At 71.3% G+C, this 25,312-nt stretch carries 25 protein-coding genes, 2 tRNA genes and 1 pseudogene; 17 read left to right on the top strand and 11 right to left on the bottom strand.

The window, feature by feature from the left end:
- Window positions 1-411: 411 nt before the first annotated feature.
- Window positions 412-1,635 carry an FAD-dependent oxidoreductase gene (locus ABFX51_RS12450; RefSeq protein WP_091515553.1) on the bottom strand — a complete coding sequence of 408 codons (1,224 nt, stop codon included), beginning with the start codon at window positions 1,633-1,635 and terminating at the stop codon, window positions 412-414.
- Window positions 1,636-1,723: 88 nt separating this feature from the next.
- Between ABFX51_RS12450 and gltX the strand changes: the two genes are divergently transcribed.
- The 4 genes from gltX to ABFX51_RS12430 all read left to right on the top strand — a co-directional run bounded on the left by gltX (window position 1,724) and on the right by ABFX51_RS12430 (window position 4,360).
- Window positions 1,724-3,202 carry a glutamate--tRNA ligase gene (gltX, locus tag ABFX51_RS12445; RefSeq protein ID WP_091515554.1) on the top strand — a complete coding sequence of 493 codons (1,479 nt, stop codon included), beginning with the start codon at window positions 1,724-1,726 and terminating at the stop codon, window positions 3,200-3,202.
- Window positions 3,203-3,375: 173 nt separating this feature from the next.
- Window positions 3,376-4,068 (top strand): HAD family hydrolase, encoded by a 693-nt coding sequence (locus ABFX51_RS12440; RefSeq protein ID WP_091515557.1) that lies wholly within the window; start codon window positions 3,376-3,378, stop codon window positions 4,066-4,068.
- 95 nt (window positions 4,069-4,163) lie between these two features.
- Window positions 4,164-4,235, top strand: a tRNA-Gln gene (locus ABFX51_RS12435).
- 52 nt (window positions 4,236-4,287) lie between these two features.
- Window positions 4,288-4,360, top strand: a tRNA-Glu gene (locus ABFX51_RS12430).
- A gap of 243 nt (window positions 4,361-4,603) precedes the next feature.
- Here the strand turns inward: ABFX51_RS12430 and ABFX51_RS12425 are convergent.
- Window positions 4,604-5,038 (bottom strand): hypothetical protein, encoded by a 435-nt coding sequence (locus ABFX51_RS12425; RefSeq protein ID WP_143249997.1) that lies wholly within the window; start codon window positions 5,036-5,038, stop codon window positions 4,604-4,606.
- A gap of 124 nt (window positions 5,039-5,162) precedes the next feature.
- Entirely contained in the window at window positions 5,163-5,693 is a 531-nt protein-coding gene (locus ABFX51_RS12420) for a copper resistance CopC family protein (protein ID WP_091515561.1), read from the bottom strand.
- Between the two features lie 356 nt (window positions 5,694-6,049).
- Between ABFX51_RS12420 and ABFX51_RS12415 the strand changes: the two genes are divergently transcribed.
- The 7 genes and pseudogenes from ABFX51_RS12415 (at window position 6,050) to ABFX51_RS12385 (ending at window position 10,722) form a co-directional block, all read left to right on the top strand.
- On the top strand, window positions 6,050-6,733 hold the full coding sequence (locus ABFX51_RS12415; protein WP_091515563.1) for a hypothetical protein: 684 nt from the start codon (window positions 6,050-6,052) through the stop codon (window positions 6,731-6,733).
- 3 nt (window positions 6,734-6,736) lie between these two features.
- Complete coding sequence (locus ABFX51_RS12410) at window positions 6,737-7,651, top strand: copper resistance D family protein (RefSeq protein ID WP_342743528.1); 915 nt, start codon at window positions 6,737-6,739, stop codon at window positions 7,649-7,651.
- 24 nt (window positions 7,652-7,675) lie between these two features.
- The gene (locus ABFX51_RS12405) at window positions 7,676-8,401 is read left to right on the top strand and encodes a hypothetical protein (protein ID WP_091515566.1); all 726 of its coding nucleotides are present in this window, start codon (window positions 7,676-7,678) and stop codon (window positions 8,399-8,401) included.
- A gap of 27 nt (window positions 8,402-8,428) precedes the next feature.
- A complete protein-coding gene (locus tag ABFX51_RS12400; protein ID WP_245783393.1) occupies window positions 8,429-8,635 on the top strand; it encodes a hypothetical protein in 207 nt (68 codons plus the stop codon).
- Window positions 8,636-8,659: 24 nt separating this feature from the next.
- A pseudogene (locus ABFX51_RS12395) lies at window positions 8,660-9,403 on the top strand (cupredoxin domain-containing protein); the annotation flags it as partial.
- Between the two features lie 78 nt (window positions 9,404-9,481).
- Window positions 9,482-10,051 carry a YceI family protein gene (locus ABFX51_RS12390; protein WP_177228968.1) on the top strand — a complete coding sequence of 190 codons (570 nt, stop codon included), beginning with the start codon at window positions 9,482-9,484 and terminating at the stop codon, window positions 10,049-10,051.
- Window positions 10,048-10,722, top strand: a complete 675-nt coding sequence (locus ABFX51_RS12385) for a cupredoxin domain-containing protein (RefSeq protein WP_091515571.1) — start codon at window positions 10,048-10,050, stop codon at window positions 10,720-10,722. The genes ABFX51_RS12390 and ABFX51_RS12385 overlap by 4 nt, the downstream gene beginning before the upstream one ends.
- Window positions 10,723-10,741: 19 nt before the next feature.
- Here the strand turns inward: ABFX51_RS12385 and ABFX51_RS12380 are convergent, their stop codons facing one another.
- Both ABFX51_RS12380 and ABFX51_RS12375 read right to left on the bottom strand, forming a co-directional pair.
- Window positions 10,742-12,022 carry a CaiB/BaiF CoA transferase family protein gene (locus ABFX51_RS12380; RefSeq protein ID WP_091515574.1) on the bottom strand — a complete coding sequence of 427 codons (1,281 nt, stop codon included), beginning with the start codon at window positions 12,020-12,022 and terminating at the stop codon, window positions 10,742-10,744.
- Window position 12,023: 1 nt separating this feature from the next.
- Window positions 12,024-13,187 (bottom strand): acyl-CoA dehydrogenase family protein, encoded by a 1,164-nt coding sequence (locus ABFX51_RS12375; protein ID WP_091515586.1) that lies wholly within the window; start codon window positions 13,185-13,187, stop codon window positions 12,024-12,026.
- A 173-nt stretch (window positions 13,188-13,360) separates the two neighbouring features.
- On the opposite strand from ABFX51_RS12375, the gene ABFX51_RS12370 reads away from it, so the two are divergent.
- The 3 genes from ABFX51_RS12370 to ABFX51_RS12360 are packed head-to-tail and all read left to right on the top strand — an operon-like array spanning window position 13,361 to window position 16,037.
- Complete coding sequence (locus ABFX51_RS12370; protein WP_245783395.1) at window positions 13,361-14,701, top strand: MFS transporter; 1,341 nt, start codon at window positions 13,361-13,363, stop codon at window positions 14,699-14,701.
- A complete protein-coding gene (locus ABFX51_RS12365; RefSeq protein WP_091515590.1) occupies window positions 14,698-15,195 on the top strand; it encodes a MaoC family dehydratase in 498 nt (165 codons plus the stop codon). The genes ABFX51_RS12370 and ABFX51_RS12365 overlap by 4 nt, the downstream gene beginning before the upstream one ends.
- On the top strand, window positions 15,192-16,037 hold the full coding sequence (locus ABFX51_RS12360; protein WP_091515592.1) for an HpcH/HpaI aldolase/citrate lyase family protein: 846 nt from the start codon (window positions 15,192-15,194) through the stop codon (window positions 16,035-16,037). The genes ABFX51_RS12365 and ABFX51_RS12360 overlap by 4 nt, the downstream gene beginning before the upstream one ends.
- A 14-nt stretch (window positions 16,038-16,051) precedes the next feature.
- Here ABFX51_RS12360 and ABFX51_RS12355 read toward each other — a convergent pair whose 3' ends face one another.
- From ABFX51_RS12355 to ABFX51_RS12335, 5 genes are all read right to left on the bottom strand, one after another.
- Complete coding sequence (locus ABFX51_RS12355; RefSeq protein ID WP_346053788.1) at window positions 16,052-16,777, bottom strand: IclR family transcriptional regulator; 726 nt, start codon at window positions 16,775-16,777, stop codon at window positions 16,052-16,054.
- 84 nt (window positions 16,778-16,861) lie between these two features.
- Complete coding sequence (locus ABFX51_RS12350) at window positions 16,862-18,151, bottom strand: serine hydrolase domain-containing protein (protein ID WP_346053787.1); 1,290 nt, start codon at window positions 18,149-18,151, stop codon at window positions 16,862-16,864.
- Between the two features lie 119 nt (window positions 18,152-18,270).
- Window positions 18,271-18,915 carry an MBL fold metallo-hydrolase gene (locus tag ABFX51_RS12345; protein ID WP_346053786.1) on the bottom strand — a complete coding sequence of 215 codons (645 nt, stop codon included), beginning with the start codon at window positions 18,913-18,915 and terminating at the stop codon, window positions 18,271-18,273.
- Between the two features lie 46 nt (window positions 18,916-18,961).
- Complete coding sequence (locus ABFX51_RS12340; protein ID WP_346053785.1) at window positions 18,962-19,423, bottom strand: MarR family winged helix-turn-helix transcriptional regulator; 462 nt, start codon at window positions 19,421-19,423, stop codon at window positions 18,962-18,964.
- A 76-nt stretch (window positions 19,424-19,499) separates the two neighbouring features.
- Window positions 19,500-20,480, bottom strand: coding sequence for a LacI family DNA-binding transcriptional regulator (locus ABFX51_RS12335; protein WP_346053791.1), 981 nt, complete (start codon window positions 20,478-20,480; stop codon window positions 19,500-19,502).
- A 142-nt stretch (window positions 20,481-20,622) separates the two neighbouring features.
- On the opposite strand from ABFX51_RS12335, the gene ABFX51_RS12330 reads away from it, so the two are divergent.
- The 3 genes from ABFX51_RS12330 to ABFX51_RS12320 all read left to right on the top strand — a co-directional run bounded on the left by ABFX51_RS12330 (window position 20,623) and on the right by ABFX51_RS12320 (window position 23,091).
- Window positions 20,623-21,714, top strand: coding sequence for an epoxide hydrolase family protein (locus ABFX51_RS12330; protein ID WP_346053784.1), 1,092 nt, complete (start codon window positions 20,623-20,625; stop codon window positions 21,712-21,714).
- A 58-nt stretch (window positions 21,715-21,772) separates the two neighbouring features.
- On the top strand, window positions 21,773-22,744 hold the full coding sequence (locus tag ABFX51_RS12325) for an NADPH:quinone reductase (protein WP_346053783.1): 972 nt from the start codon (window positions 21,773-21,775) through the stop codon (window positions 22,742-22,744).
- 221 nt (window positions 22,745-22,965) lie between these two features.
- The gene (locus ABFX51_RS12320) at window positions 22,966-23,091 is read left to right on the top strand and encodes a hypothetical protein (protein WP_281245243.1); all 126 of its coding nucleotides are present in this window, start codon (window positions 22,966-22,968) and stop codon (window positions 23,089-23,091) included.
- 7 nt (window positions 23,092-23,098) lie between these two features.
- Here the strand turns inward: ABFX51_RS12320 and ABFX51_RS12315 are convergent, their stop codons facing one another.
- Window positions 23,099-25,156, bottom strand: a complete 2,058-nt coding sequence (locus ABFX51_RS12315) for a tetratricopeptide repeat protein (protein ID WP_143249998.1) — start codon at window positions 25,154-25,156, stop codon at window positions 23,099-23,101.
- Between the last annotated feature and the right edge of the window lie 156 nt (window positions 25,157-25,312).

Raw genomic sequence — 25,312 nt, 5'->3', positions numbered from 1 at the left:
CCGGTCGCCGGGCGCGGGCGCCGGGTGTGGCCGCCGCCGGGCGCGGCCCGCTGGGCGCCGGTCGCGGCCGCCGGGGCGAGCTGTCGGCTCCGTCTCGTTGCCGTCGCGGCGGGTGAGCGCCGAGCCGTTGGTTCCGCCCGCGCCCGTGCTGTGGAGAGGTTCCTGCGTCAGGCTGCCGCGGTGATGCTGCTCGCCGTGAACCCCCGAGGCGCCAGCTCCCGCTCACGGCTGCCTGGCGACTGCGGTTTCGTTCGCCGCTGCCGCTGCGCGGCGGCGGCAGCGGCTGCCTGCGCCGCTTCGCCTTAGATCGCCGCCGCCCTCCTCGAAGCGCCGCGGCGCCAGCACCGCCCACCGCCGCCGCGCGGGCCCTGCAGCCGTTCCACCGCGGCCGCCCCCACGCCCCCAACCCCCTCACGGTCGCCGGGCGAAGGCGGGGGCGTGCTCGGGCAGCAGCCCGACGCCGATGAGATACGCGGGCACCGACCGCGCCGCCGGCACCAGCTTCGCCAGGCGGGTCGCGAGCGGCGGTGGGCCGCTCCGCCTTCCTTCGATCACCGGGCCGATCACCGCCCGGTGCATCATCCGCTGGATCCCCTGCACGAGCACCGTCGGCAGCCACCGGCGGCGGTGCACCCGCGCGAGGTCCCGCCTGCTCACCCGCCCCCGCCGCAACGGGCCCGCCAGCAGCCGTGCCGTCGCCACCGCGTCCTGCACCGCCAGGTTGATGCCGACCCCACCGATGGGTGACATCGCGTGCGCGGCGTCGCCGATGCACAGGACTCCGTCGGCGTGCCAGCGGCGCAGCAGGTTCAGCCGCACGTCCAGGTGCTTCACGTCGTCCATCGACTCGAGCTTCTCCACGCGGTCCGCCAGCTCCGGCAGCACCTCGGCGACCCTCGCGCGGAACCCGTCCAGGCCCTCCGCGCGCAACTGCGCGTCGAGCCCCTTGCGCGCCACGTACGCGATCTGGAAGTACCCCTCCCGCGGGATCGTGACCGCGAACTGCGCGTTCCGCATGCCGGGCGTGAGCGTCTGCCGTTCATCGCCCTCGCGGGGCAGCCGGAACCACCAGACGTCGATCGGCACCGGGTATTCGTGCGGCCTCAGCCCGGCGAGGCGGCGCACCGTGGACCACCGCCCGTCACACCCGATCGTGAGCTCCGCGGCGATCTCCCCGGTCCGCCCGTCGGCCGTCCGGTAACGCACGCCCGTCACGCGGCCCCCCTCGCGCAGCAGGTCCACCACCTCGGTGTCCATCCGCAGGTGGAAGTGCTCCTCCTCGCGGCCCGCGTCCGCCAGCAGGTCCAGCAGGTCCCACTGCGGCACCATCGCCACGTCCGGGTGCGGCACCCGCAGCTTCCGGAAGTCGGCGATCACCAGGTCGGGCCCCTCCCCGCTGGGCACCACGACCTCGTGCAGCCTGCTCTGCGGCAGCGCCGCGAACCGCTCGCCGAGGCCCAGTTCGTCCAGCAGCGTCTGCGTGGACGGGTGCACGGTGTCGCCGCGGAAGTCACGCAGGAAATCGGCGTGCTTCTCCAGCACCGTGACGTCGACCCCGGCCCTCGCCAGCAACAGCCCCAGCACCATCCCCGCGGGCCCGCCGCCCGCCACGAGGCACGTCGTCCGCTCGGTCATCGCCGCCTCCTGTTTTTCATCGTCTGTTGAATAAAACCAGGATGGCCTCGGGGAAGGCGTTCGTCAAGCGGGATACGCTGGTCGGGCTATGACTGAGACCGCGGTACGCGCACGCTTCTGCCCCTCGCCGACCGGCACCCCGCACGTCGGGCTGATCCGCACGGCGCTGTTCAACTGGGCCTTCGCCCGCCACCACGGCGGCACGCTGGTGTTCCGGATCGAGGACACCGACGCCGCCCGCGACAGCGAGGAGTCCTACCAGCAGCTGCTGGAAGCGTTGCGCTGGCTGGGCATCGACTGGGACGAGGGCCCCGACGCAGGCGGCGAATACGGTCCGTACCGGCAGAGCCTGCGCCGCGACATCTACGCCGACGTCGCGAAGCGCCTGCTCGACGCCGGTGAGCTGTATGAGGCGTACTCGACCAACGAGGAGGTCGAGGCCCGGCGCAAGGCCGCGGGCCAGGACCCCAAGCTGGGCTACGACAACTTCGACCGCGACCTCACCGAGGAGCAGCGCGAGGCGTTCCGCGCCGAGGGCCGCAAGCCGGTGCTGCGCCTGCGGATGCCGGACAAGGACCTGGGCTGGGACGACCTCGTCCGCGGCCCGATCACCTTCCCCGCCGGCAGCGTGCCGGACCCGGTCCTGGTGCGCGCGAACGGTGATCCGCTGTACACGCTGACGAACCCGGTCGACGACGCGCTCATGCGGATCACGCACGTGCTGCGGGGCGAGGACCTGCTGCCGTCCACGCCGCGGCAGCTCGCGCTGTACGACGCGTTGCGCCGCATCGGCGTCACCGACTTCACCCCCGAGTTCGGCCACCTGCCGTACGTGATGGGGGAGGGCAACAAGAAACTGTCCAAACGCGACCCGCAGTCGAACCTGTTCAACTACCGCGACCGCGGGTTCATCCCCGAGGGGCTGCTGAACTACCTGGCGCTGCTGGGCTGGTCCATCGCGGACGACCGGGACGTCTTCAGCGTGCAGGAGCTCGTCGAGGCGTTCGACATCGCCAAGGTCAGCGCGAACCCCGCCCGGTTCGACGCGAAGAAGGCCGAGGCGATCAACGGGACGCACCTGCGCGCGCTGCCCGCCGAGGACTTCGTGCAGCGGGTCGTGCCCTACCTCGTCAGCGCGGGCGTGCTGCCCGCGGAGCCGGGCGAGGAGCAGCTGGCGAAGCTGCGCACGATCGCGCCGCTGGTGCAGGAGCGCGTGACCGTGCTGGGTGACGCGGCGCCGCTGGTGCGCTTCCTGTTCGTGCCGGACGAGGAGTTCGCGCCCGAGGAGGACGCCGCGACGAAGGCGCTCGGCCCGGACGCCGAGCCGGTGCTGCGTGCCTCGATCGAGGCACTCGAAGGGCTCGGGGAGTGGCGGGCGCCCGCGATCGAGCAGGCGCTCAAGGACGCGCTCGTCGAGGGCCTGGGTCTCAAGCCCCGCAAGGCTTTCGCGCCCGTCCGCGTGGCGGTCACCGGGCGCACGGTGTCGCCGCCGCTGTACGAGTCAATGGAACTGCTTGGCCGGTCAACATCACTCGCCCGGCTGATGCGCGCGGTGCCGGGCAACTGAGAGTAGAGGGTCACGATCGCGAATCGACGAAAGTAATCACCTTGTCGGTCGAATCGCGAACGCGCTCAGTCCCCTAGCCTCGCTGGGTGGATTTCGCGCGCCCCCGTTCCTCCGCTCCTGTCTTCACCCTCGGTACCCCGGCCGATCCGTGGACTCCGCCCAGTCTGCGGCTGGTGTGCCTCGACATCGACGACACGCTGATCGACTTCAGCGCGGCGGGCCGCCGGGCGCTCGCCGCGCTGCTCGGTCGTGCCGACATGTGGCCGCTGTGGGAGCGGATCACCGACCGGCACGTCGCGCTGGTCGTCGCGGGGGACCTCGACTACGCGTCGATGCACTTCCGGCGCACGCAGTGCTTCCTGGGGGAGCTGGGGGTAGTGGTCGACGGGGACGACGTCGCCCGGTTCGAGGTGCGGCGCAAGGACCTGCTGCGCCGGTCGATGTGCCTGTTCGACGACGCGCTGCCGTGCCTCGACTGGCTGCGGGCCGCGGGCGTGCGCCTGGCGGCCGTGACGAACGCCTCAGGGGCCCACCAGCGGGCGAAACTGGCGGATCTGGGCCTGGCCCGGTTCTTCGACCACGTCGCCATCGCGGGCGAAGTGGGGGTTGCCAAGCCCGATCCTGTGATGTTCCACTCGGTGTGCGAGCGCCTGGGGTGCGCGCCCGGTGAGGCCGCTCACGTGGGGGACAAACTGCAGACGGACGCCGTCGGCGCGCGCGACGCGGGGCTGACGGGCGTGTGGCTCGACCGGCACGACACCGCCGCCGAGGTGCCGGAGGGCGTGCACGTCATCCCCGGGCTGGACGAGCTGCCGCAGCTGCTGGTCAGCGAGTTCGCGAGGGTCGGCGTGCCCGTCCAGCGCTGAGGTGCGGGGCCCCGGTGATGAGGGCGTTCCGGGCGTGGTCTAGTATTTCTTCCCGGCGGTGCTGATCCGGATCGCGACCGGAGAGGCAAAACCGTTGGGGTATGGTGTAATTGGCAGCACGACTGATTCTGGTTCAGTTAGTCTAGGTTCGAGTCCTGGTACCCCAGCTGCGAAGCGGAAAACAGCCTCTGGTAAGTTTCCTCTCGCAAGCAAGAGCAAGCCCCCGTCGTCTAGCGGCCTAGGACGCCGGCCTCTCACGCCGGTAGCGTGGGTTCGAATCCCATCGGGGGTACGTTCAAAGAGCGCCGACTCGATCGAGTCGGCGCTCTTTTGTTTTGTCGGAGGTCCGGGCGGGGTCGAGCTGGGCTCGGGTTTTCCAGGCGTTGGTCTTCGGTGTGCCGAGTTCGCCGACGTCTGCTTCACGGATACCGCAGCGCGTGGAGCGCTTGGCCCAGATCAACGCTTCGGCGCTTCCCAACCCGCGGTCGGCTGTGGTCGGTCGGGGGTGAAACCGAACGTGCGGGCGGGAGAGCAGTCACGGTGGTCGGTGGGTCGCCGCCGTGGGCGGAGCGGGCACGACGACGCCCAACAACATGACGAACGCCCCCGCCAGATCGATCCACGGACCCAGGCCGATGCTGGCGAGCTCTCCCGTGCCCGTCAGCGCCTTGAGCAAGCCGACCGAGAGCAGTCCGCCGATCGCGCCCGCGCTGGCCAGGAGGATGACGGCCGTGCCGCGGGCGGCGAGGCCTTCCCGCAACACCAGGGCCGCGATGAGCGACGTGAGGCCGCAGACGACGAGGGCGGCGGGGACCAACACCAGCGGGACCGAGCCGCCCGATCCCAGCTGTGCGGCGTCGAGGAGGTTCACGTTGCCGACGAGCACGACGTGGAGCCATGGCACCAACGGTGAGATCCCGATGAGCAGCCCGCCCAGCCCGAGGCCGATGCCTGGAGTGAACCGGCGCACCACCGCCAGGGCCGCGGGTGCGGTTTCCGGATCGCGCGGTGAGCCGGGTCAGGGGTGGGCCCAGCGGGGGTCCTGATGTGTTCCTCCCCGGGTTGCGTCCTGCCGCGCTCCGCTTGCCGCTCGTTCAGCGGCTCACGCGGCGTGCGACGAGGAGCCCGCTGATGAGCAGGACCGCCGCGGCGATGATCCACACCCAGACCGGCACCGTGCCGTCGGTGGTTGCGGTGGTGGCGGCGGCAACGGTCGGCGTGGCCGCGGCGGGCGTCGTGGGGGTACCCGTGCCCGCGGTGGTGAGGGTGAAGGCGAAGGCGTCGGAAACGGGGTGCCCGTCCTCGGAGACGATGTGGTAGTTGACGGTGTAGACGCCCGCGGGACCGAGGTTCCGCAGTCCTACTGAGACAGTCGCGCCACTGACGGTCGTCGGTCCGGTGTCCCAGCGCGAGCTGCCGTCCGGGCCGGTGACGCTGATTTCGTTGGGGCCGTTGTCGACCGGCTCGTTGAACACCAGCCGCACTTGGGCCGGCGCCGCGGCGATCGAGGCCCCTTTCGCGGGGTCGCTGGAGACCAGGACGTTGTGGGCCTGCGCGATCGGTGCCGCGCCCACGACCAGGGCCGCCGCCGCTCCGGCGACCGCAAGCGCTTTCAGGCTGCGCATTCTCGGTACTTCCTTTTCCAACGGGGAGCAAGTCGCCGGAAGGCTAGCGACGCGCGACGAAAGTTGAACACCTTCCGTCGTTAAGGCGCGGTAACCAGAAGTTCACCGCGTGGGCCACCGGGGCGGCGACAGGCGTTGTCCGCGCTCAGTTCCGGCTGTCCGTCCACCTGGACTGTCCTATTTGGGATGTCTAAATGGACGCTTCTCACCAAGGCGGCCGCGCACGCCGGGAGGTCATTTACCTCAGCTTCACAACGGGGTCATTGCCTGAAACGCCGCCGGTGATGTGATGCCGCATCGAACGGCCCGGACGGGCGTGTCGTCGCAAGCGGACGGATATCGCGAAGGAGTGTCAGGTGGCGGCAGTGAATTCGCTGCGCAGAGAGCAGGTCGTCGCGGCCTTGCTGGTGACGGGCGTGGTGGTGGTCGTCGGTTATGCCTCCGGGCTCGGCCTGCACACCACGACGACGGCGACCGCGCCCGCCCAGGCGGGGACGGCCCAGCCCGGCGCTGATGCCGCGATGCCGCCCGCGGCCGCGGGCCTGCCCCAGGCGGTGGCGCCGCCGGGGATGACGATGCCCGACAACGTCCTGCCCGCCGCCGGGGCGGTGTCACCGGTGCTCGACCAGCCGGTTCCCGCTGGCCCGGCGCCCGACGGCTCGATGCCCTCCTCCCCGGTGCAGGTGCCCGTGGCGCCTGCACCGCCGGGACAACCGACCCCGCCCAGCCAGCCCGGGGCACCCGGGTCGCCCGGCACGCCTCCCGCGGCTCCCGCCGTCTGCCTGCCCGGTGCTGCCCAGACCGTTGTCGACAACGCGAACACGGTGGTGAGCGGGCTGCCGGTGGTGAGCAGCCTGACCGGCGCGCTCGGGCTGACGCAGAGCCCGGACGGGACGAGCCCGGGCGCCCTCAACACGTTGCTGTACACCGTGACCGGGTACTGCGACCCGGCAGGCACCGCGGCGGGCGACCCGGTGTCGGCGCTGACCGGTGCGCTTCCCGGGCTCCCGTCGGTGCTGCCGGCCGCGACGGGTGGGTGACCAGTGGATCTGAGTCCTGTCAAGGTCTGCTACATCGCGGCGCGAGCGGTCGACTACCTCGGGATGACGCTGTTCCTCGGTGGACTCCTGTTCCTGGCGGTGCTCTGGCCCGGCGGCGCCGACCAGCGGCCGGCCCGCCGGATCGTGGTGACCGGCTGGGTGCTCGGCGTGCTGGGCACCGTGACCGCGATCGGCTTCGAGGGTGCGTGGATCTCGCAACGCGGTCCGGGCGCGGTGTTCGACTGGCAGATCGTCTCGCAGGTCCTGGACGTCCACTTCGGACAGATCTGGGTGGCCAGGGTCCTGCTGTGGCTGCTGGGCGGGGTCGTGCTGGCGCAGCTGCTGCAGCGGGGGAGGGTCGCCGCCGGTGCCCTCGCCTGGCGCACCGGGTTCGCGGCGGTCGCGTTCGGGCTGCTGCGGACCACCGGGATGACCGGGCACGCCGCGGAGACCGCGCGTCCCCTGCTGGCGCAGGTGGCGGACTTCGCGCACGTCCTGGGGGTCTGCGCGTGGCTGGGCGGGCTGGTGATGCTGCTGCTGGGTGTGCTGGTCCGGCGCAGGCCCGACGAGCTCGCCGCGGTGGTGCCGCGGTATTCCGTGCTGGCCATGGGATCGGTGCTGGTGATCGTGTGCGCCGGGGTGGTGCTGGCGTGGCAGACGCTGGGGTCGCTGGGCAAGCTCGTGAGCACCGGTTACGGGCGCACGTTGCTGTTCAAGATCGTGGTGCTCGCCGGGATCCTCCTGGTCGCGCAGGGCAGCCGCCGCTGGGTCAACCGGCGGCTGGACTTCGCCGTGGTGCTGCGCGGCGACTCCGCGACCGTGCGCCCGTTCGTCTACTCCGTGGCCGTCGAGACGGTCCTCGTGATCGCGGTCGTCGTCGCGGCCGCTCTGCTCGTCACGGCCAGCCCCGGCCGTTGACCCTTCTGTGAAAGGAGCTTCTGGATGGACACGTCCCAACCCGGACCGGCGAGGGTGCCGGACCCGCCCGCGGTGGTCCGGCGGTCCCGGCTGCTGGTGGGCCTCGCCGTCCTCGGGGCGGCGGGCGCCACGGCCGCACTCGTGCAGCTGAACGGCACCACGAGCACGACCGCAGCCCCACCGGCCGCTGCACCATCCACTGTGGACGTCGCTGACGCGGCGTCGCAGAGCCTTCTCGCGCTGCCGCAGGCCGACCAGCTCACGCAGGCCGCCGGTCAGCTCGCACAGCCCGCGGCACCGGTGCAGGCGGCGGTGGCCGCGGCACCGGTGCCTGCCGCCGCCCCGGCTCCGGCACAGCCGCAGGCCGCCCACGGCGAGATGGCCCCCGCGACGTCCGCCTCAGCGTGCGTGGCCAAGGAAGCGCTGCAGCCGATCCTCGACCACGTCAAGGCGGCGCACCTGGAAACCTCGCCCGGGCAACAGGTTTCCGACGCGCTGAACCTCGACCAGTACGTCAAGACCCACACGGTCTGGTTGGAGAACGTGCTCTCGCCCGTCATGAACGGCTCGGCCGACAAGACCGTGACCGACACGCTCGCCCCGATCTGGGCCCACGTCCAGTCCGCGCACCTGGAGACCTCACCCGCGCAGCAGGTTTCCGACGCGCTGAACCTCGACCAGTACGTCAAGACCCACACGGTCTGGCTGGAGCAGGTGCTGACCCCGTTGCTCACCCAGGCGAGCTGCTGACCCGCTCCGGAAAGGACGAACACACCCATGGACACCCCAACCGAAACCCCGGCCGCGACGCCGCCACACCGGCCCCGCAGGCCGGGCTGGCTGATCGGCGTCGCCGTGGTGGCGCTGGCAGGTCTGCTGTTCAGCGTCGTCAGCCTGCGCTCGCACCAGGACTCCACGCCGGCGGCCCTGCCCGCCGAGATCACCGGTAACCCGGTCGGCGTCGCGCTCTACGAGAGCATGTAGCAGGCGGAGACCCCGACCGCGAAGACCGTCTCGGTGGAAATCAAGAACTACGCCTACTCGCCGGCTTCGCTGACCGTGGCGGTCGGCGACACCGTGACCTGGACCAACGAGGACGTCGCCCCGCACACGGTGACCGTCTCCAACGGGCCGGTGAAGTTCAACTCGCCGAACCTGCAGCAGGGCCAGAGCTTCACCTACACCTTCACGCAGGAGGGCACCTACGACTACTACTGCGCGGTGCACCCGGACATGAAGGCCACGGTGACGGTCACCGGAGCGGCGACCACGCCGCCGTCCACCTCGCAGTCGCCGACCGCCGCGCCGACCACGTCGATGTCGATGCCCTCGTCCCCGAGCAGCCCGGCGTCCTCGTCGACGCCCTCGATGTCGATGCCGTCGACGAGCAGCGGCAGCGCGAGCGGCTGCGTCTCGAAGGGGGTGCTGCAGCCGATCCTGGACCACGTCAAGGCCGCGCACCTGGAGGAGTCCCCCGGCCAGCAGGTCGCGGACCTGCTGAACCTCGACCAGTACATCAAGACCCACACGGTGTGGCTGGAACAGGTCCTGTCCCCGGTGTTCAACGGTTCGGCCGACAAGGTGGTCACCGACACGCTGGCGCCGATCTGGGCGCACATCCAGTCGGCGCACCTGGAAACCTCGCTGAGCCAGCAGGTGACCGACGCGCTGAACCTCGACCAGTACATCAAGACCCACACCGTCTGGCTGGAACAGGTCCTCACCCCGCTGGCGAACCAGCTGACCTGCTGACACCGCCGCGGTGGCCCGGCCGGACCGGCCGGGCCACCGCACCCCACCGTGCCCGCTCGACCCGCCGAGGAGAACTCCGTGTCCGGCGACCCGCATCCCACCGTCGAACTCCCGGCCGCGACCACCGCCTTCGCGCCGGTCGAGGACCTGCCGCTGCCCGGCCGCTACGAGCTCGACCCGGACCGGTTCGTGCTCGAAACCACGGCCCGGCTGCTGCGTTGTCCCGTCCTGCGCGGGCGGTTCGCCGCCACCGCCGGCCATCTGGTCCTCGACCCCGACCAGCCGGAGCTCGCACTCGAGCTGGACACCCGTTCCCTGCGCACCCGGGTGCCCGGGCTCGCGCGGCTACTGACCGACGAAGGAGGACTGTGCGCGAGCACCTTTCCCGCCATCCGGTTCACCAGCACCAGGATGGGGGTGACCTCCACCCGGTTCCTGGACCTCGCCGGACGACTCGAAGTCCTCGGCGTCACCCGCGAGCTGCGGCTGACCGGTCGACTGGCCTATGTGGACGAGAACTCCGTGGTGCTGTGGGTGAAGGGCGTTCTCCCGCCCCCGCGGCGGCCGCTGAAGCGCGGGTCCCCGCCCGCGCGGGTGATCGCCCGGCGTCCGCTGCACCTCGAACTCGCCGCGGAGTTCGCGCGATGAGGCTGGTGCTCGTGGCGTGCCTGCTGGCGATCGGGGTACCGCTGGCCCTCGCGCCGGCGGCCGACGCGGCGGCGCAGGCGGTCATGATGCAGAACTACGCCTTCTCGCCCGCCACGCTGACCGTGCACGTCGGTGACAGCGTGACGTGGACCAACCACGACCAGGCGCCGCACGACGTCACCACCACCAGCGCGCCGGTCGCGATCAAGAGCCCGATGCTCAGCACGGGGCAGAGCTTCACCTACACCTTCACCACCGCCGGGACCTACTCGTACTACTGCTCGATCCACCCCGACATGCGCGCGCAGGTGATCGTGCAGCCCGCGGCCGCCGCGGCACCGGTCGTGTCCCCGGCACCGAGAACGACGGCCCACCCGCAGGCCGGCGCCTCGCGCGCCCCGGCCCCGTCGCGGGCGCAGGCGTCCCCGCAGCAGGGACAGGCGCCCGTCGCGCAGCAGCCGGTACCGTCCACATCGGACAGTGCGGGCCCGGCGGCAGGGCAGGCACCGGCGACGGGACAGGCACCGGCGACCGCGCAACCGGTCGTCGCCGCCGGTACCGCACCGGCCACGTCGACCACGGTCCTGGACCCGATGCTGCTCGTCGCCGGAGTCGCCGCCGGTGTCGTCGTGTTGTGCCTGCTGCTGCTCGGGTCCCGCCGGGAGACCTGAGCGGTCCAATAGCCCTGTTTCACTGCGTCGACCGGTGGTGCTCTTGGAGCCGTTGCTGTCCGTCAGTAAGAAACCTGGCCGCATCGACAAACTCACCGGCCGCGTGGGCCGTGCCGTCGCTCAGCAGCTCGTTGACGCGCTCGACGTCGTACCCGAGGCCGGCCAGGACCGCCTCCGTGTCGGCGCCGCGCGGACGCGGGGCCGTGCGCACGGTGCCGGGTGTGCCGCGCAGCTTGATCGGGATGCCGGTGCCGACGTAGTCGCCGACCGCGACGACCATCTCCTGGCTGCGCACGTGGGCGTCCTCCAGCGCCTCGCCGACACTGTGGATCGGCGTCGCCGGGACGCCGCGCGCGAGCAGGTCGCGGGTCAGCCCGGCGCGCTTCCACGTCGCGATCGCGGGGCGGAGGTGCTCCTCCATCGCGGCGCGGTGGGCCAGGCGCGCCCCGTTGGAGGCGAAACGCGGATCGTCAGCGAGGCCCGGGATGCCGAGCACTTCCACCAGCTTGCGGAACTGGCCGTCGTTGCCGCAGCCGATGAACATCAGCCCGTCCGCCGCGGCGAAGCTGTCGTACGGCGCGATCGTCGGGTGGGCCGAACCGGTCCGCTGACCCTCGACACCGCCCATGAGGTACGACGGCGAGTGCGGGTGGAGCAGTGAGACGGCCGTGTTGACCAGGTTGCAGTCGACGACCTGCCCCTGGCCCGTGCGCTGCCGCGCCTGCAGGGCGAGCAGGACGCCGGTGCAGGCGTAGATGCCGGTGACCATGTCCGCGATCGGCACGCCGACCCGGAGCGGCTCGCCGTCGGGTTCGCCGTTGATGCTCATCAGGCCGCTGTAGGCCTGCGCCACCGCGTCGTAGCCCGGCATGCCGCCCATCGGGCCGTCGGCGCCGAAACCCGTGATGTGGCACAGGATCAGCCGCGGCCACGTCGCGCGGACGACCTCGTCGCCGAAGCCCCAGCGGGCGAGCGTGCCGGCCTTGAAGTTCTCGACGACGACGTCGGCCTCGGCGAACAGGTCGCGGAGGACCGCCTGGCCCGCCTCGGTACGGAGGTCGAGGCAGATGTTCGCCTTGTTGCGGTTGATGCCGGTGAAGTAGGCGCTCGTGTCCGGCCCCACGAACGGCGGGCCCCACGTCCGGGTCTCGTCGCCCGTTGGCGACTCGACCTTGATCACCTCGGCGCCGTGGTCGGCGAGCATCTGCGCGCAGAGCGGCCCGGCCAGGACCCGCGACAGGTCGACGACCTTGAGGCCGGACAGAGCGGGCGCGTCCGCGGCGTACGTCCCGGTGCTCATCTCAGTAGCTCTTCGGGAGGCCGAGGACGTGGGTGGAGATGTAGTTGAGGACCATCTCCTGGCTGACCGGGGCGAGGCGCAGGATGCGCGACTCCCGGAAGTAGCGCTCGACGTGGTACTCGTGCGCGTAGCCCATGCCGCCGTGCGTCTGGACCGCCTGGTCGGCGGCCTTGAAACCCGCGTCGGCGCAGAGGAACTTCGCCATGTTCGCCTCGCGGCCGCAGGGGAGGCCCTGGTCGTAGGCCCAGGCTGCCTGGCGGGCGACGAGCTCGGCGGCGTCGAGCCGCATCGCGCACTCGGCGAGGGGGAACGCGATGCCCTGGTTCTGCCCGATCGGCCGGTCGAAGACGACCCGCTCCTGCGCGTACTTCACGGCCCGGCGCAATGACGCGCGACCGATGCCGAGCGCCTCGTGTGCGAGCAGGATCCGCTCGGGGTTGAGCCCGTCGAGGAGGTAGCGGAAGCCCTTGCCCTCCTCGCCGATGCGGGCCGACTCCGGCACGAAGACGTCGTCGAAGGCGATCTCGTACGACGGCACGGCGTTGCGGCCGAGCTTCGGGATCGGGTTCATCGTGATGCCGGGGGAGTCCATGTCGACGAGGAAGAGGCTCATGCCGTCGACCGGGCGCTCGTCGTCGCGGGGACTCGTGCGGGCGATGAGGACGGCCTTCTGCGAGTAGCCGGCCTTGGTGATCCACACCTTGCGGCCGCGCAGGTGGTAGCCGCCGTCGGCCTTGCGGGCGAAGGTCGAGATCCGCGTCGTGTCCGTGCCGGCATCGGGTTCGGTGACCGCGAAGCAGACGTGCAGGGAGCCGTCGACCGCTCCCGGCAGGATCTCCTCGCGCTGCTCCTCGCTGCCGTGCTTCACGATGGTGTTGAGGCCGAAGATCGTCAGGTGGATCGTGCTGCAGCCGTTCATGCCGGCGCCGGAGGCGGCCACCTCCTCGAGCAGCAGCGCCGCCTCCGTGATGCCGAGGCCGCCGCCCCCGTACTCCTCGGGGATGGCGATCCCGAGCCAGCCGCCCTCGGCGAGCGCGTTGTAGAAGTCCCACGGGAACTCGTGGTCCGCGTCGCAGCGCGCCCAGTAGTCGTCATCGAACTTCGCGGCCAGCGCCCGGACGCCCTCGCGCAGCGCCTGCTGGTCCTCAGTGAGCGTGAAATCCACGACGGCCTCCGGATATACGAACAGTCATACGATTATCTGAACACGAAAAAGGGGCCCGGGCAACCCCGGCGCAGGCCGTGGAAATCCCCGCGCAACGCTTGACGTGATGCCTGCCACGTGCTTCGGTGATGCGTAGATGCGCAACCGCGTTCGTATATCTGAAAGGTGGTGCCGTGGACGAAGTGGTCTCCCGGCCCGAGCTGACCGGTCCCGAGCGCCGTCGCGCCGCGGCCGCGATCATCGTGGGCTCGGCCCTCGAGTGGTACGACTTCTACCTTTACGCCTCGATGGCCGCCCTCGTCTTCGGCGGCGTCTTCTTCCCCGCGGGCAACGACTCGGCCGCCACGCTCGCCTCGTTCGCGACGTTCGCGGTCGGCTTCATCGCCCGCCCCTTCGGTGGCATCGTCTTCGGTGCGATCGGGGACCGCTTGGGCCGCAAGGCGACCCTGTCGATCACGTTCCTCGTGATGGGCCTGTCGTCCGGCTGCATCGGCCTGCTGCCTGGCTACGCCGCGATCGGCGTCGCCGCCCCGCTGCTGCTCGTCGTCCTCCGCCTGCTGCAGGGCCTCGGTGCGGGTGCCGAGTTCAGCAACGCGATCGCGCTGTCGTACGAGTACGCGGGATCCGGCAAGACCGGCCGCTTCGGCTCGTGGCCCGCGCTGGGCGTCAACATCGGCCTCTTCGTCTCGTCGCTGACGATCACCCTGCTGACCGCCATCGACGAGGACTTCCTCTACGGCTTCGGCTGGCGCATCCCGTTCCTGGTCGGCTTCGTCCTCGTCGCCGTCGGTTACGCCGTCCGCCGGCGGCTGCCCGAGACCCGCGCCTTCGAGGAGCTCGAGCACGCGACGCCGCGCGAGCGCCGCAAGCCGCTGCTCGAGCTGGTCCGCGGCAACTGGAAGGCGCTGCTCGTCGTCATGGTCATGACCATCGGCTACAACGGCGCCAGCTACGTCTTCAAGACCTTCTCCCTGAGCTATCTCAAGACGGATGTCGGCGCGCCCGCTTCCTACGGGACCTTCGGCATCACCGTGGCCAGTGTCGCCGCGATCATCGTGATCCCGGTCGTCGGCAGGCTCTGCGACCGCGTCGATTCCCGGCGAGTCCTGCTGGCGGCCGGTATCGGCGTCGTCGCCCTCGCATTCCCGTTCTTCTCGTTGCTGGACACCGGTAACAAGTGGGCGATCGGGGCCGCTCTCGTCCTCGCCACCGGTCTGGTCATCCCCGCCGCGCTGTCGGCGCAGGGTGACTTCCTCGCCCGGCAGTTCCCTGTGCACGTGCGGGCCTCGGGCCTCGGGACCGGTCGTGAGGTCGGCGGCGCCTTCGCGGGTGGCTTCGCTCCACTGTGGGCGGTCGCGCTGGTCGACGCCTCGCCGAGCCACTCCACGTTCGGCGTCTCGCTGCTGTTCGTCGGTGCCGGCGTCCTGCTGGTGGTCGGTGCGGTCTTCGACCGGTCGCGCCGGGCCCGCAAGGCCGCGGCCGCCGGGCGCCCGTCGTCGGTGGCCACCCGATGAGCGTTGCGCGGCAAGGGCGCCGGATCGAGCAGCGCGGCCTGTGGTTCGAAGAGTTCGAGGTGGGTGCCACCTACGTCCACGCTCCCGGGCGCACCGTGACCGAGGCCGACAACGTCCTCTTCACGACGCTCACGATGAACACCCAGCCGCTCCACCTCGACCAGGCGGCGAGCGAGCAGCTGCCGCCGTTCCACGACCGCCTCGTGAACTCCCTGTTCACGCTGTCGACCATGGTCGGTCTCTCGGTCAACCAGCTCACGCAGGGCACGATCGTGGCCAACCTGGGGTTCAGCGAGATCCGTTTCCCCGCGCCGGTGCGGCACGGCGACACGATCTACGCGGAGACCGTGGTCACCGGCAAGCGCCCGTCGGAGAGTTGTCCCGGTGAGGGTGTGGTGAGCCTGCGCCACCAGGCGGTCAACCAGCGCGGCGAGGTCGTCGCGCTCGCCGTCCGGCAGACCCTGGTGCGGATGCGGCCGGGCGGTGCGTCGTGAGCGGCGCTCCCGGCTGGCAGCCCGGCAGTGCGTGGCTCTTCTGCCCGGCCGACCGCCCCGAGCGCTACGCCAAGGCGCTGGCAGTCGCCGATGTCGTGATCCTCGACCTCGAGGACGCGGTCGCCCCTGACCGTCGTGCGGCGGCACGCGAAGCCCTCCGCGAGGCAGCCGGGTCCGGGCGGCTGGACCCGGAGCGCGTCGTGGTGCGCGTCAACGCGGCCGGCACCGCCGACCACGCTGCCGACCGCGAGCTGGTCACGACTTCCCTGCTGCCGGCGGGGATCCGGCGGGTCATGCTCGCCAAGACCGAGACGGCGGCCGCGGTCGCCGGGCTCGACGGGTGCGAGGTGGTGGCCCTGCTCGAGACCCCGCGAGGCATCCGGGACGCCGACGCGATCGCGCAGGCCGAGGGTGTCGTGGCGGTCATGTGGGGCGCCGACGACCTGGTCGCCGGCCTCGGTGGCTCGACGTCGCGCCGGGCGGCGGGCGGCTACCGCGACGTCGCGCGCCACGCGCGGTCGCGCGCGCTGATCGCGGCCAAGGCGGCGGGGAAGCTTGCCCTCGACGCCGTCTACCTGGACATCCCCGACGTCGACGGGCTCGCGGCCGAGGTCGAGGACGCCGTCGCCATCGGCTTCGATGGCAAGGTGGCGATCCACCCGTCCCAGGTCCCGGTGATCCGCGAGGGCTACCGGCCGACGGCCGAGCAGGTGGCGTGGGCCGAAAGCCTGCTGCGTGCGGCCGAGGCCGCCGGCTTCGGGGTCTTCACCCACGAAGGCCGGATGGTCGACGGCCCGGTCTTCGCCCAGGCCCAGCGCATCCTTTCGCGCGCTCGCGCCTGAGCGGAGTCCCGCGTTCAGACGCGCAGGGCGGTCGTGGCCGCTGCTTCCTTCACGGCCGCGGCGATCTCGTCGAGCCGGTCGCTCATCCGCGAGCTCGGGCCGGCGACCGAGATGACGCCCAGCACCTTTCCCCCGACGATGATCGGCGAGGCGGCCGCGCTGACGTCCGGAAGCGTCTCGCCGCGGTTGAAGGCGACCCCGCTCTCCCGCACCTCGTCGAGCTCGGCCAGGGCCGCGGGGAGCTCCTCGGCGGTGACGATCTCCTTGAGGTACGCCTCCTGCCGACGACGCGACCAGTGCGCGAGGACGGCCTTGCCGGGGCTCGGCGGGTACAGCGGACGGCGCGTGCGCGCGGGGGGCGAGTAGCGGATCATCTGGCTCGACTCCACGGAGTCGACGTACACAATGGACTCACCGACGGGAGTGGCGAGCGTGACGGTCTCGTTGAAGGTGTTGCGCAGGCTCTCGAGCGCCGGCCGGGCCGCGTCGACGAGGCTGGGCCGCTCGACGGTGAGGAGCTGGCCGAGGGCGGGGCCGAGGAGGTAGCGGCTCTCCTCCTCGACCAGGTAGCCCGTGGCGACGAGACCCTTGACGAGGCCGAAGACGGACGACTTCGGTGCGTCCAGTGACACGGCGAGGTCGTGCAGCCGGAGTCCGCCGGGTTGGGCCGCGGCGACAGCTTCGAGGATGTCGGTCACCCGCGAAACCGTGCGGTGTGCCTTGGCGCTCCGCTCTGCCATGTCTCTCCCGGAAATGCGCTGAGTTGTTCGTATGTACGAACCATACTGGGCCTGCGCCGTACGGCTCGTGGCACGTTCAGCGCGTCAGCCGGTGGTGGGCGCGCCGCCGTGCAAGGCCTGTGTCACCGAGGCCGGGACGGGCTTGTCGAGCATCTGGCAGATGGTCGCGTACTCGGCGGCGAAAGCCACGGCGACGTAGCGGTCCACCCCGTCGTTGCGCGTGGTGTCGGCCGGCTCGGCGTTGGTGTCGCTGATCGCGGTTCGGCGGCCGTCGGCGGTCGCCACGGCGGTGCTGTGGTGGCTCATGGTGTCGCCGCCATGACCCCAGACCGTTCCGCACGGCGAGTCGATCTTGATCAAGCCGAGGCCGTAGCTCCCCGGGATGCCGAACGACGCCGGAATCGGGACGGTCGTCTGCATCTGCTCGAGCTGCTTCCGCGAGAAGAGCTCGCCACGCAGCAGCGCCGACAGGAACCGGGACAGATCGGCCTGGGTGGAGATGATCGCTCCCGCGGCACCGGCCCAGCCGCCGAGCGGCCAGTCGGACACGTCGGTGTAGGCCGGGCTCGGGCCGGCGAACCTGACCTGGTAGCCGTGGGCGTAACCGGGGCCGGTGTGGGTGGCGCGGGGAGCGGCGTAGTACGTGTGCGTCAGGCCGAGCGGGCGGACGATGCGTTGCTCGACCAGCTCGGGCATGCTCTTGCCGGTGAGTTTCTGCAGGATCATGCCGACCAGCACGTAGTTCGTGTTGGAGTACGACCAGCTCGTGCCGGGCGCGAAGTCGGGCGCGTGCCTGAACGCGATGGCGAGCAGTTCCTGGTCGGTGTACACGTGCTGCGGGTTCTTCTCCGTGTTGGGGAAGAAGTCCGGGTCGCCGGTGTAGCTGAACAGGCCGCTGGTGTGGTTGAGCAGCATGCGGACGGTGATGTTCTCGCCGTTCGGCACGACCCCGGGCAGGTACTTCGAGACCGGCGCGTCCAGGTCGAGCCGGCCCCTGTCCACCAGCTGCAGGGCGAGGGCCGACGTGAACATCTTCGTGTTGCTGCCGATCTCGAACTGGTCCCGGCCGGTCATCGGGCGCCCGGTCGCCCGGTCGGCGACACCGGCCGTCGTCACCGCGACGCGGCGGCCGTTGTCGATCCGGGCGGTGTATCCCGGAGCGCCCGCGCCCAGCACCTGCTCGGCGACGTCCTGCATCGGGCCGTTGTGCGTGCGGTCGGTCGCTGTCGGAGGCACCAGGGCGGGGGCGGCCGCGGCGCTGACCGCAGCCGGGCCGGCCAGCGCTGTCGAGGTCGCGACCACCAGCGCGGTCACCCGCAACCGGCGACGCTTCTTTTTGGCGATGGTCGCTGTTTCGTGGGAGTTTTTCGTCATGTCTGCGATGCTGGCGGACCATCGCGCCCGAGTCGCGCCCGCTGACCACCCTTTCGCAAGGTGGGTCCGCACCACCGCGCGTGGTGGACCTAGGTACACCACGTCGCGGTGGCGGAGGCTCACACGTCCAGGGACTCGCCGACGGGCACCAGGGTCAGCGGCACGCTGCCCAGCATGTCCGGGCCGAGGAACCTCGCCATCGACTGCTGGCCCACCGGGCTGAGCATGATCTCGTGGATCTGGACCAGGCGATCCGGCTTGACCGCCCGCACCCAGTCGACCGCGTCCCCGACCTTCGTCCAGGGGCCGCTGGTCGGCACGAGCAGGGTCGGCACCGGGACCCGCGGCACGTGGTAGGCGTCGCCGGGGTGGTACACCGAGCCGCCGATCAGGTAACCCACGTTGGCCACCTGCGGGATGTCGGGGTGGATCAGCGCGTGCACCTCACCGTGCACGGAGACTTCCAGGCCGTTCGCGGTGAACCGGTCACCGTGCCGGACCGCGGTGACCTGGTCCGGGTACTGCTCGCGCCAGCGGCCGACCGCCGCCTCCGGACCCCAGACGGCGAGGTCGGACCGCGTGCTCAGCGCCGCTTCGAGCGCCTCGGCGTCGACGTGGTCGAAGTGCTCGTGGGTGATCAACACAGCGGTCGCCCGCGCGATCAGCTCGGCCGCGTTCGGGGTGAACGCGCCGGGGTCGATGAGCACGCCGCCGCCGGGCTCGGCGAGTTCGACGCAGGCATGGGCGTGTTTGGTGATCTTCATGGGGTCAACTATACAGGGCTCTCTGTACAGATCGCCCTGTATATCCTCACCAGTCGCCGGTGACGAAAGGGCCCTCGGTGCCACCACTGCGCTCGTCGAGCGCGGCGGTGAGGCGCTCCAGAACGGCCAACCCGTTCGTGAGCGCCTCGACGTCTTCCTTGCTCAGGGATTCGGAGATGGCGCGGGCGAGAACCGCTTCGCGCTGCTCCGCGTCGCGGGCCAGGGCCTCGCGGCCCGCCTCGGTGAGGCTGTTGAGCTTCTTGCGCCGGTCGTCCGGGTGCGGGCCGGTCTCGACCAGGCCGGACTCCACCAGGTCGGCGACCGTCGTCGACATCGTCTGGTGCCGGACCTTCCGCAGCGCCGCGAGGTCGGCGGTCGTCATCGGACCGTGCCGGTGCAACAGGTCGAGCACCCCGGCCATGACCGGCGACATCCGGTCCGCCGACCGGGCCGAACGGACGAAGCCGCCCGCCGACGCGCGCAGCCGGCGGGCGAGCTTGGCGGACACCTTCACGCTAGGGCGCCGGGCAGGGGGGACATCGGCCATGGCAGCCATCATGGCAGAGCGCGGAACCGGCCGGGCGTCAGACCACAGTGGACGTTCCGCGGCAGGATTCCCGCTCCACCAGCGAAACCGGCACCACGGTGCGGCGCCGGAAGCGCTTGGCGGGGTGGGCGAGGCGGTCGAACACGCGCTCGGCGGCCAGTGTGCCGAGGGTGCCCGGGTCCTGGTCGATGACCGTGACGGCGGGCTCGAGCAGGTCCGCCATCGGGAAGTCGCCGAACGACAGCAGCGCCAGGCCGGTCTCCCGCACCGCGGGGACCAGCGCCATGCTGGCCCTGTCGTTCGAGGAGAACACCGCCGTCGGCGGTTCGTCGAGGGCTCGCAACGCCGCCACCGCCTCGGCGGCCGACGGGCGGTCCCAGACGTCCAGGACGACGAGATCGTCGTCCCTGCCGATGCCGTGCCGATCGAGCGCGGCGTGGTAGCCCTCCAGCCGGTGCACCGTCGGTTTCGTGAGCGCGTCACCGATGAAGGCGATCCGCCGGTGCCCGTGCCCGAGCAGGTGCTCGGTCGCGACGAGCGCCCCGCCGTGGTCGTCCTGCGTGAACGAGTCGGCCGCGATCTTCGCCGGTGCCCGGTCGACGAAGACGATGGGAGTCCGGTCTGACCAGGGCCGCAGGTAGGACTGCTCGGCCGTGACCGGCGCGAGGATCAGGCCGCTGAGCGAGCGGCCGAGGGCGGCCGCCACGATCTGCGGTTCACGGTCCGCGTCGTCGCCGGTGCTCGTCACGCTGACCGCCATGCCGTGCGCCTCGGCGACGGCGCCGACGGCCTTGGCGATGGCCGCGAAGTAGGGATCGACCAGGTCCGGCACGACCAGGCCGATGATCGGCACGCGGCCCGCGCGGAAGGTCGTCGCCAGCGTGTTGGGGGTGTAGTTGAGCTCGCGAAGGGCGGCCTCGACGCGTGCGCGGGTCTCCGGCAGGACGTGCGGGTCGTCGTTGAACACGCGGGAGACCGTTTTGAGGCTGACCCGCGCCAACTCGGCGACTTCCCGCATGGTGGCCACCGCTCGTCTCCTTCCCGCCCGTCATGACACCGGTGTCGTGGTTCGAGGATAGCTCGCCTTGACACCGGTGTCATGACGGTCTCTACTGGATCGCGTCCCCTTGAACGGTGTCGACGACGAAGGAGAACCGATCATGACCAGCCCTGCCCCTGCCGCTGTCGAGCAGCCGGTTCTCGACGACCTGCGCGCACGCCTGCGGGCCTACCGCCGGGTGGCCCTGCCGCCCGGCTTCGGCTGGGAGCGCGGAGTGGACCCGGACTACCTGTCCGGACTCATCGAGTACTGGGCCGAGGGCTACGACTGGCGGGAGCACGAAGCGCGGATCCGGGAGCTGCCGTGGGTGCTCACGGGCACCGGTGGCACGCCCGTCCGCGCCGTCCACCTGCGCGCCGAGGACCCCGGAGCGACGGCGGTCCTGCTGCTGCACGGCTGGCCCGACTCGGTCCTGCGGTTCGAGAAGGTCCTGCCGCTGCTGTCCGACCTGCACCTGGTCGTCCCGGCGCTGCCCGGTTTCCCGTTCGCCGCACCGGTTCCCGGGCGGGGCCTGTCGGCGACCGCGATGGCGGAAGCGATCGCCGCGGCCATGGCCGAGCTGGGGTACCACCGCTACGTCATCTCGGCCGGGGACGTCGGGTGCGACGTGGCCGAAGCACTCGCCGCCGCGTATCCCGAGCGGGTCGCCGCCCTGCACCTGACCGACGTGTCGCAGTACCACTTCCTGGTCGACCCGCCGCAGGACCTGTCCGACGCCGAGCGTGCCTACGTCCGGTACGGGCACCACTGGCAGGCGACCGAAGGCGGCTACATGCACGAGCAGTCGACCAAACCGCACACGCTGGCCGTCGGCCTCGGCGACTCACCGGCGGGCACGGCCGCGTGGATCCTGGAGAAGCTGCGCACCTGGACCGACTGCGGCGGCGACGTGGAAACCGTTTTCACGCGCGACGAACTGCTCACCTGGATCACCGCCTACTGGGTCAGCGGCGCCATCGGTACCTCCTTCAGCCCGTACGTGGAGAGCGCGCCGGACCTGGGCGGGCGGATCGCCGCGCCCGCGGCCTTCACGATCTTCCCCAAGGACCTCGTCAACGCCCCGCGCGAGTTCGCCGCCCGCTTCTTCGACGTGCGTTCCTGGGTCGAACACCCCCACGGCGGCCACTTCGCGGCCTGGGAACGGCCGGCGGACTACGCCGCGGGTGTGCGCACGGCGGTGGACCTGACGTGATCCCCGTCCGCCCGGTCGGCCAGGCGCGGCTCGTTCCGGCGGTGGCAATATGGGGGCCGTGAAGGCAGCGATCTACCGGAAAACGGGGCAGGCACAGGATGTTCTCGAGGTCGTCGAGCTGCCGGTGCCCGAGCCCAAGGCGGGGGAGGTCCGCGTCGCGATCTCGGCCTCCGGCGTGAACCCGACGGACTGGAAGGCCCGCGCCGGGCTCACCAGCGGCGATCCGGACGGCTTCCAGGTGCCGCACCACGACGGGGCCGGCCGGGTGGACGCCATCGGCCCGGGCGTGACGGGCCTCGCGGTCGGGCAGCGCGTGTGGCTCTACCTCGCGGCGGCGGAGAACCGGTACGGGACGGCCGCGGAGTTCGCGGTGGTGCCGGCGGAGAAGGTCGTTCCGTTGCCGGACAACGCTTCCGACGAGCTGGGCGCCTGCCTGGGAGTTCCGGCGCTGACGGCGGCGTACTGCCTCGGCGGTGATCCCGATGCGGTCCGGGGGCGGACGGTCCTCGTGGCGGGTGGTGCGGGAGCAGTGGGGCACTTCGCGATCGAGTTCGCCAAGCACGCGGGCGCCACGGTGGTGGCCACCGTCAGCTCGGAGGAGAAGGGCGAACTCGCCCGTGCCGCCGGTGCCGACCTCGTGGTCAACTACCGCGAAGAGGATGTCGCGGACAGGATCCTGAAATCCGTGGGACGGGTGGACCGCGTCGTCGAGGTCGCCCTGGCGGCGAACATCCGCATCGACACGGCGGTGATCGCCCCGCGTGCCGTGATCGCCGTCTACGCGGGCGAAGGCCAAGAGCCCAGGATCCCCCTCCTGGAACTGGCACAGGCGAACGCGATGATCCAGTTCGCGCTGATGTACACCGTCTCCAGGGAGGACTTCGACCGGGTGGTGAGCTGGACGAACGCCGCCATGGAAGCAGGCGCTCTGTCGGCGCTGCCGATCACGGAGTACAGCCTCGACGACGTCGCGGCCGCGCAGTTGGCCGTGGAGAAGGGGGCGGTGGGGAAGGTCCTCGTCCGCCCGTGAAGGTGCGGGACCCGGCGACCAAGGGGGATCTGAGCGCGGGCTTGACCATGCTGAACTCGCGGCAGGGCGGACCTGTTGCTGGCGGAGCTGGCAGAAAGCCCGGAAGTCCTGGACCCCCGAGTTGTGCGGGCGATCAGGGCCGCCGCCGAGCAGCGCGGGTACCTGTACTTCAGCCCGGCGCACCCGGTTTCACCGGCCCAGCGGCGGGGTACCGGCGAACCATGGATCGAGACCAGTCACGCGAGCGCGGCGACGAAGTGCCCGAGGACACCGAGGAGGCCAAGCCTGCCACCGAGCAGGACGAAGGCCTCGGCGAGGAGGACTCCTCCCTCCCCGAGGACGGCTGACCCGGCCTCACTCCCGCTGGAACGGCTTCGGGGCGACTTCGAGGTTGGCGCGAGCGGCGTGGACGACGAGACGGCGTGCGTCGTCGTGGAGTTCGGCGAAGATCTCCTCCGCTCGATCGAACGCGGCGTACGCCTCGTCGTAACGTTCGAGCGCGCCGTACGCCTCGCCCAGGCTCAGCTCGGTGTCGGCCTCGTTCCAGCGTTCGTTGAACTTCCGCCGCAGGACGAGCGCCCGCTGGAAGTGCCCGACGGCCGCCTCCTGGTTCCCCTCACGCTGGTGCAGCAGGCCCAGCTGGTGGTGGGAATGGCTCTGCAGCGGGGAAATCCCGACCGCCTGCGCGATCTTCAACGCCTTTTCGGCGGCCGCGAAAGCCTGGCGCACGTCACCCTGCTTCTCCAGCGTGACGGCCAGGCTCGCCAGCACGATGGCCTCCCCGAACCGCCACTTCGTCTCCTCGAAGTGCGTGAGCGCGCGCTCGAAGCACTCCCGGGCCTCGGCGAGTTCGTTCACCGCCGTCAGGCTCTCGCCCAGTGCGAAGGACGTCCACGCCCGACCGCGGTCGTCCGTCAGCATTCCGTGCAGCTGCGCGGATTCGCGGAGGCAGGGCAGCGCCTCCTGGTCCCGGTTCAGCGCGTGCAGCACCCAGCTGAAGTTGTGCAGGCAGCGCGCGAGCCCCACGAGATCACCGGCGTTGCGGGCGATCTTGACGCCGAGGCGCGCCAGGTCGAGGCAGGAACTCCAGTGCTTGCTCAGGAAGAGGTAGGGCATGAAGAGCACGGGCAGCTTCCACGCGTCGGAGTGCCCGTGCTCGGCCGCGCGCACCAGAGCGAGCGCCGAGGCCAGCTCGGACCGGCACCAGCCGACCGCCTCCCGGTACCGCTCCTGCGAGAACTCCAGCAGGTGCAGACCTTCCTCGTCGACCTCGATCGCGGGGCCCGCCCAGTCCGGGGCGAGCGCGTTCCCGGCGGCGGCGACGTTCGCGATGTACCAGCGGAGCAGCCCGGCGAACCCCGCTGCCTTCTCCGCGGCACTCGCCTGCTCGGCCGCGTAGTCGCGCAGGGCGCTCTGCAGCTTCACCCGGTCGTCGTGGATCTCGATCAGCTGGTACCGCAGCAGTTCGTCGAGCGCGGCGATCGTGACGGTGAGCTCGCGGTCCACGAGCGCGGCCACCGCGTACTTGTGCAGCGCGGCGCACGGCTGGCTGCCCAGCAACCGGAAGGTCCGCGCCGCCTCCTTCGTCAGACCGTCGTAGCTCGCGCCCATCGCGGACGACAGATCGGCGTCGATCGTCGTCACCACCCGCACCTCGGCGCCCGCGGACTCCAGTTTCCGCGCGAGGGCGGTCATGCTGAGCTTCTCGCGGGCCGCCAGGTCCCCGGCGATCCGCAGTGCCAGCGGCAGCCGGCCGCACGACTCGGTCACCCGCCACGTGGCGTGCGGGTCTTCGGCCACGACCGCCGCGCCCAGGAAGCCTTCGAGCATGGACCGGGCTTCGGCGAACGTGAGCGGCCCCAGCTCCACGGTGGCGCCCGCCGCGAGCGCGTCGACCGGACGGCGGCTGGTGACGAGAACTTCGTTGCCGGGGGCGGGGAGCAGCGCGTTCACCTGGGGTGCGGAGGCGGCGTTGTCCAGGACGACCACCACCCTGGTGGCCGCGGTGACCGAGCGGAACAGCTCCGGGAGGTCGGCCGGGTCCACCGAGTTCAACGACACGTCCAGCTTGTGGAGGAAACCGGAGAGCACGGCCTCGGTCTGCCCGTCGCTGACCGTCCCGTTCAAATCGGCGTACAACTCGAAAGCGGTCGTGTGGTGGCTGACCCAGTAGCTCACCAGTGCCGTCTTGCCCGTGCCGCGAGCGCCTACGACCGCGACCATCCGGTTGCGGCCGACCTGCTCGTCGAGCACCCGCAGGTGCCGCTCGCGGCCGACGAGGCGCCGTGGGGCCTGGGGTGGCCGGGCGGGCCACGGGGAGAGCGGGCCGGACTCGGCGGGTGCCGTGGGTCCAGCCGGTCGCCGCCGACTGGAAAGGCCGCGCAGCCAGGCGAGGAACCGGCGGACGTTCATCGGCACCACCTGCTATTCCGGTCCAGCACGGCCGTTCCGCGGTCGGCTACGGGGCGTGGCTCGCGGGTCACCCGGCTGGATGCTCTGTGGGCGGAACAGGTAAGGACGTTTTGCCCAATGAAATCACAGTGTGCGGTCGGGTGCGGCTGATCGCGC

Origin of the sequence: Amycolatopsis dongchuanensis (genome assembly GCF_039542405.1) — a bacterium.
Taxonomy (GTDB): Bacteria; Actinomycetota; Actinomycetes; order Mycobacteriales; family Pseudonocardiaceae; genus Amycolatopsis_E; species Amycolatopsis_E sacchari.
Note: the sequence above shows the minus strand (reverse complement) of the source record. Positions and strands in the feature narration are given on the sequence as shown.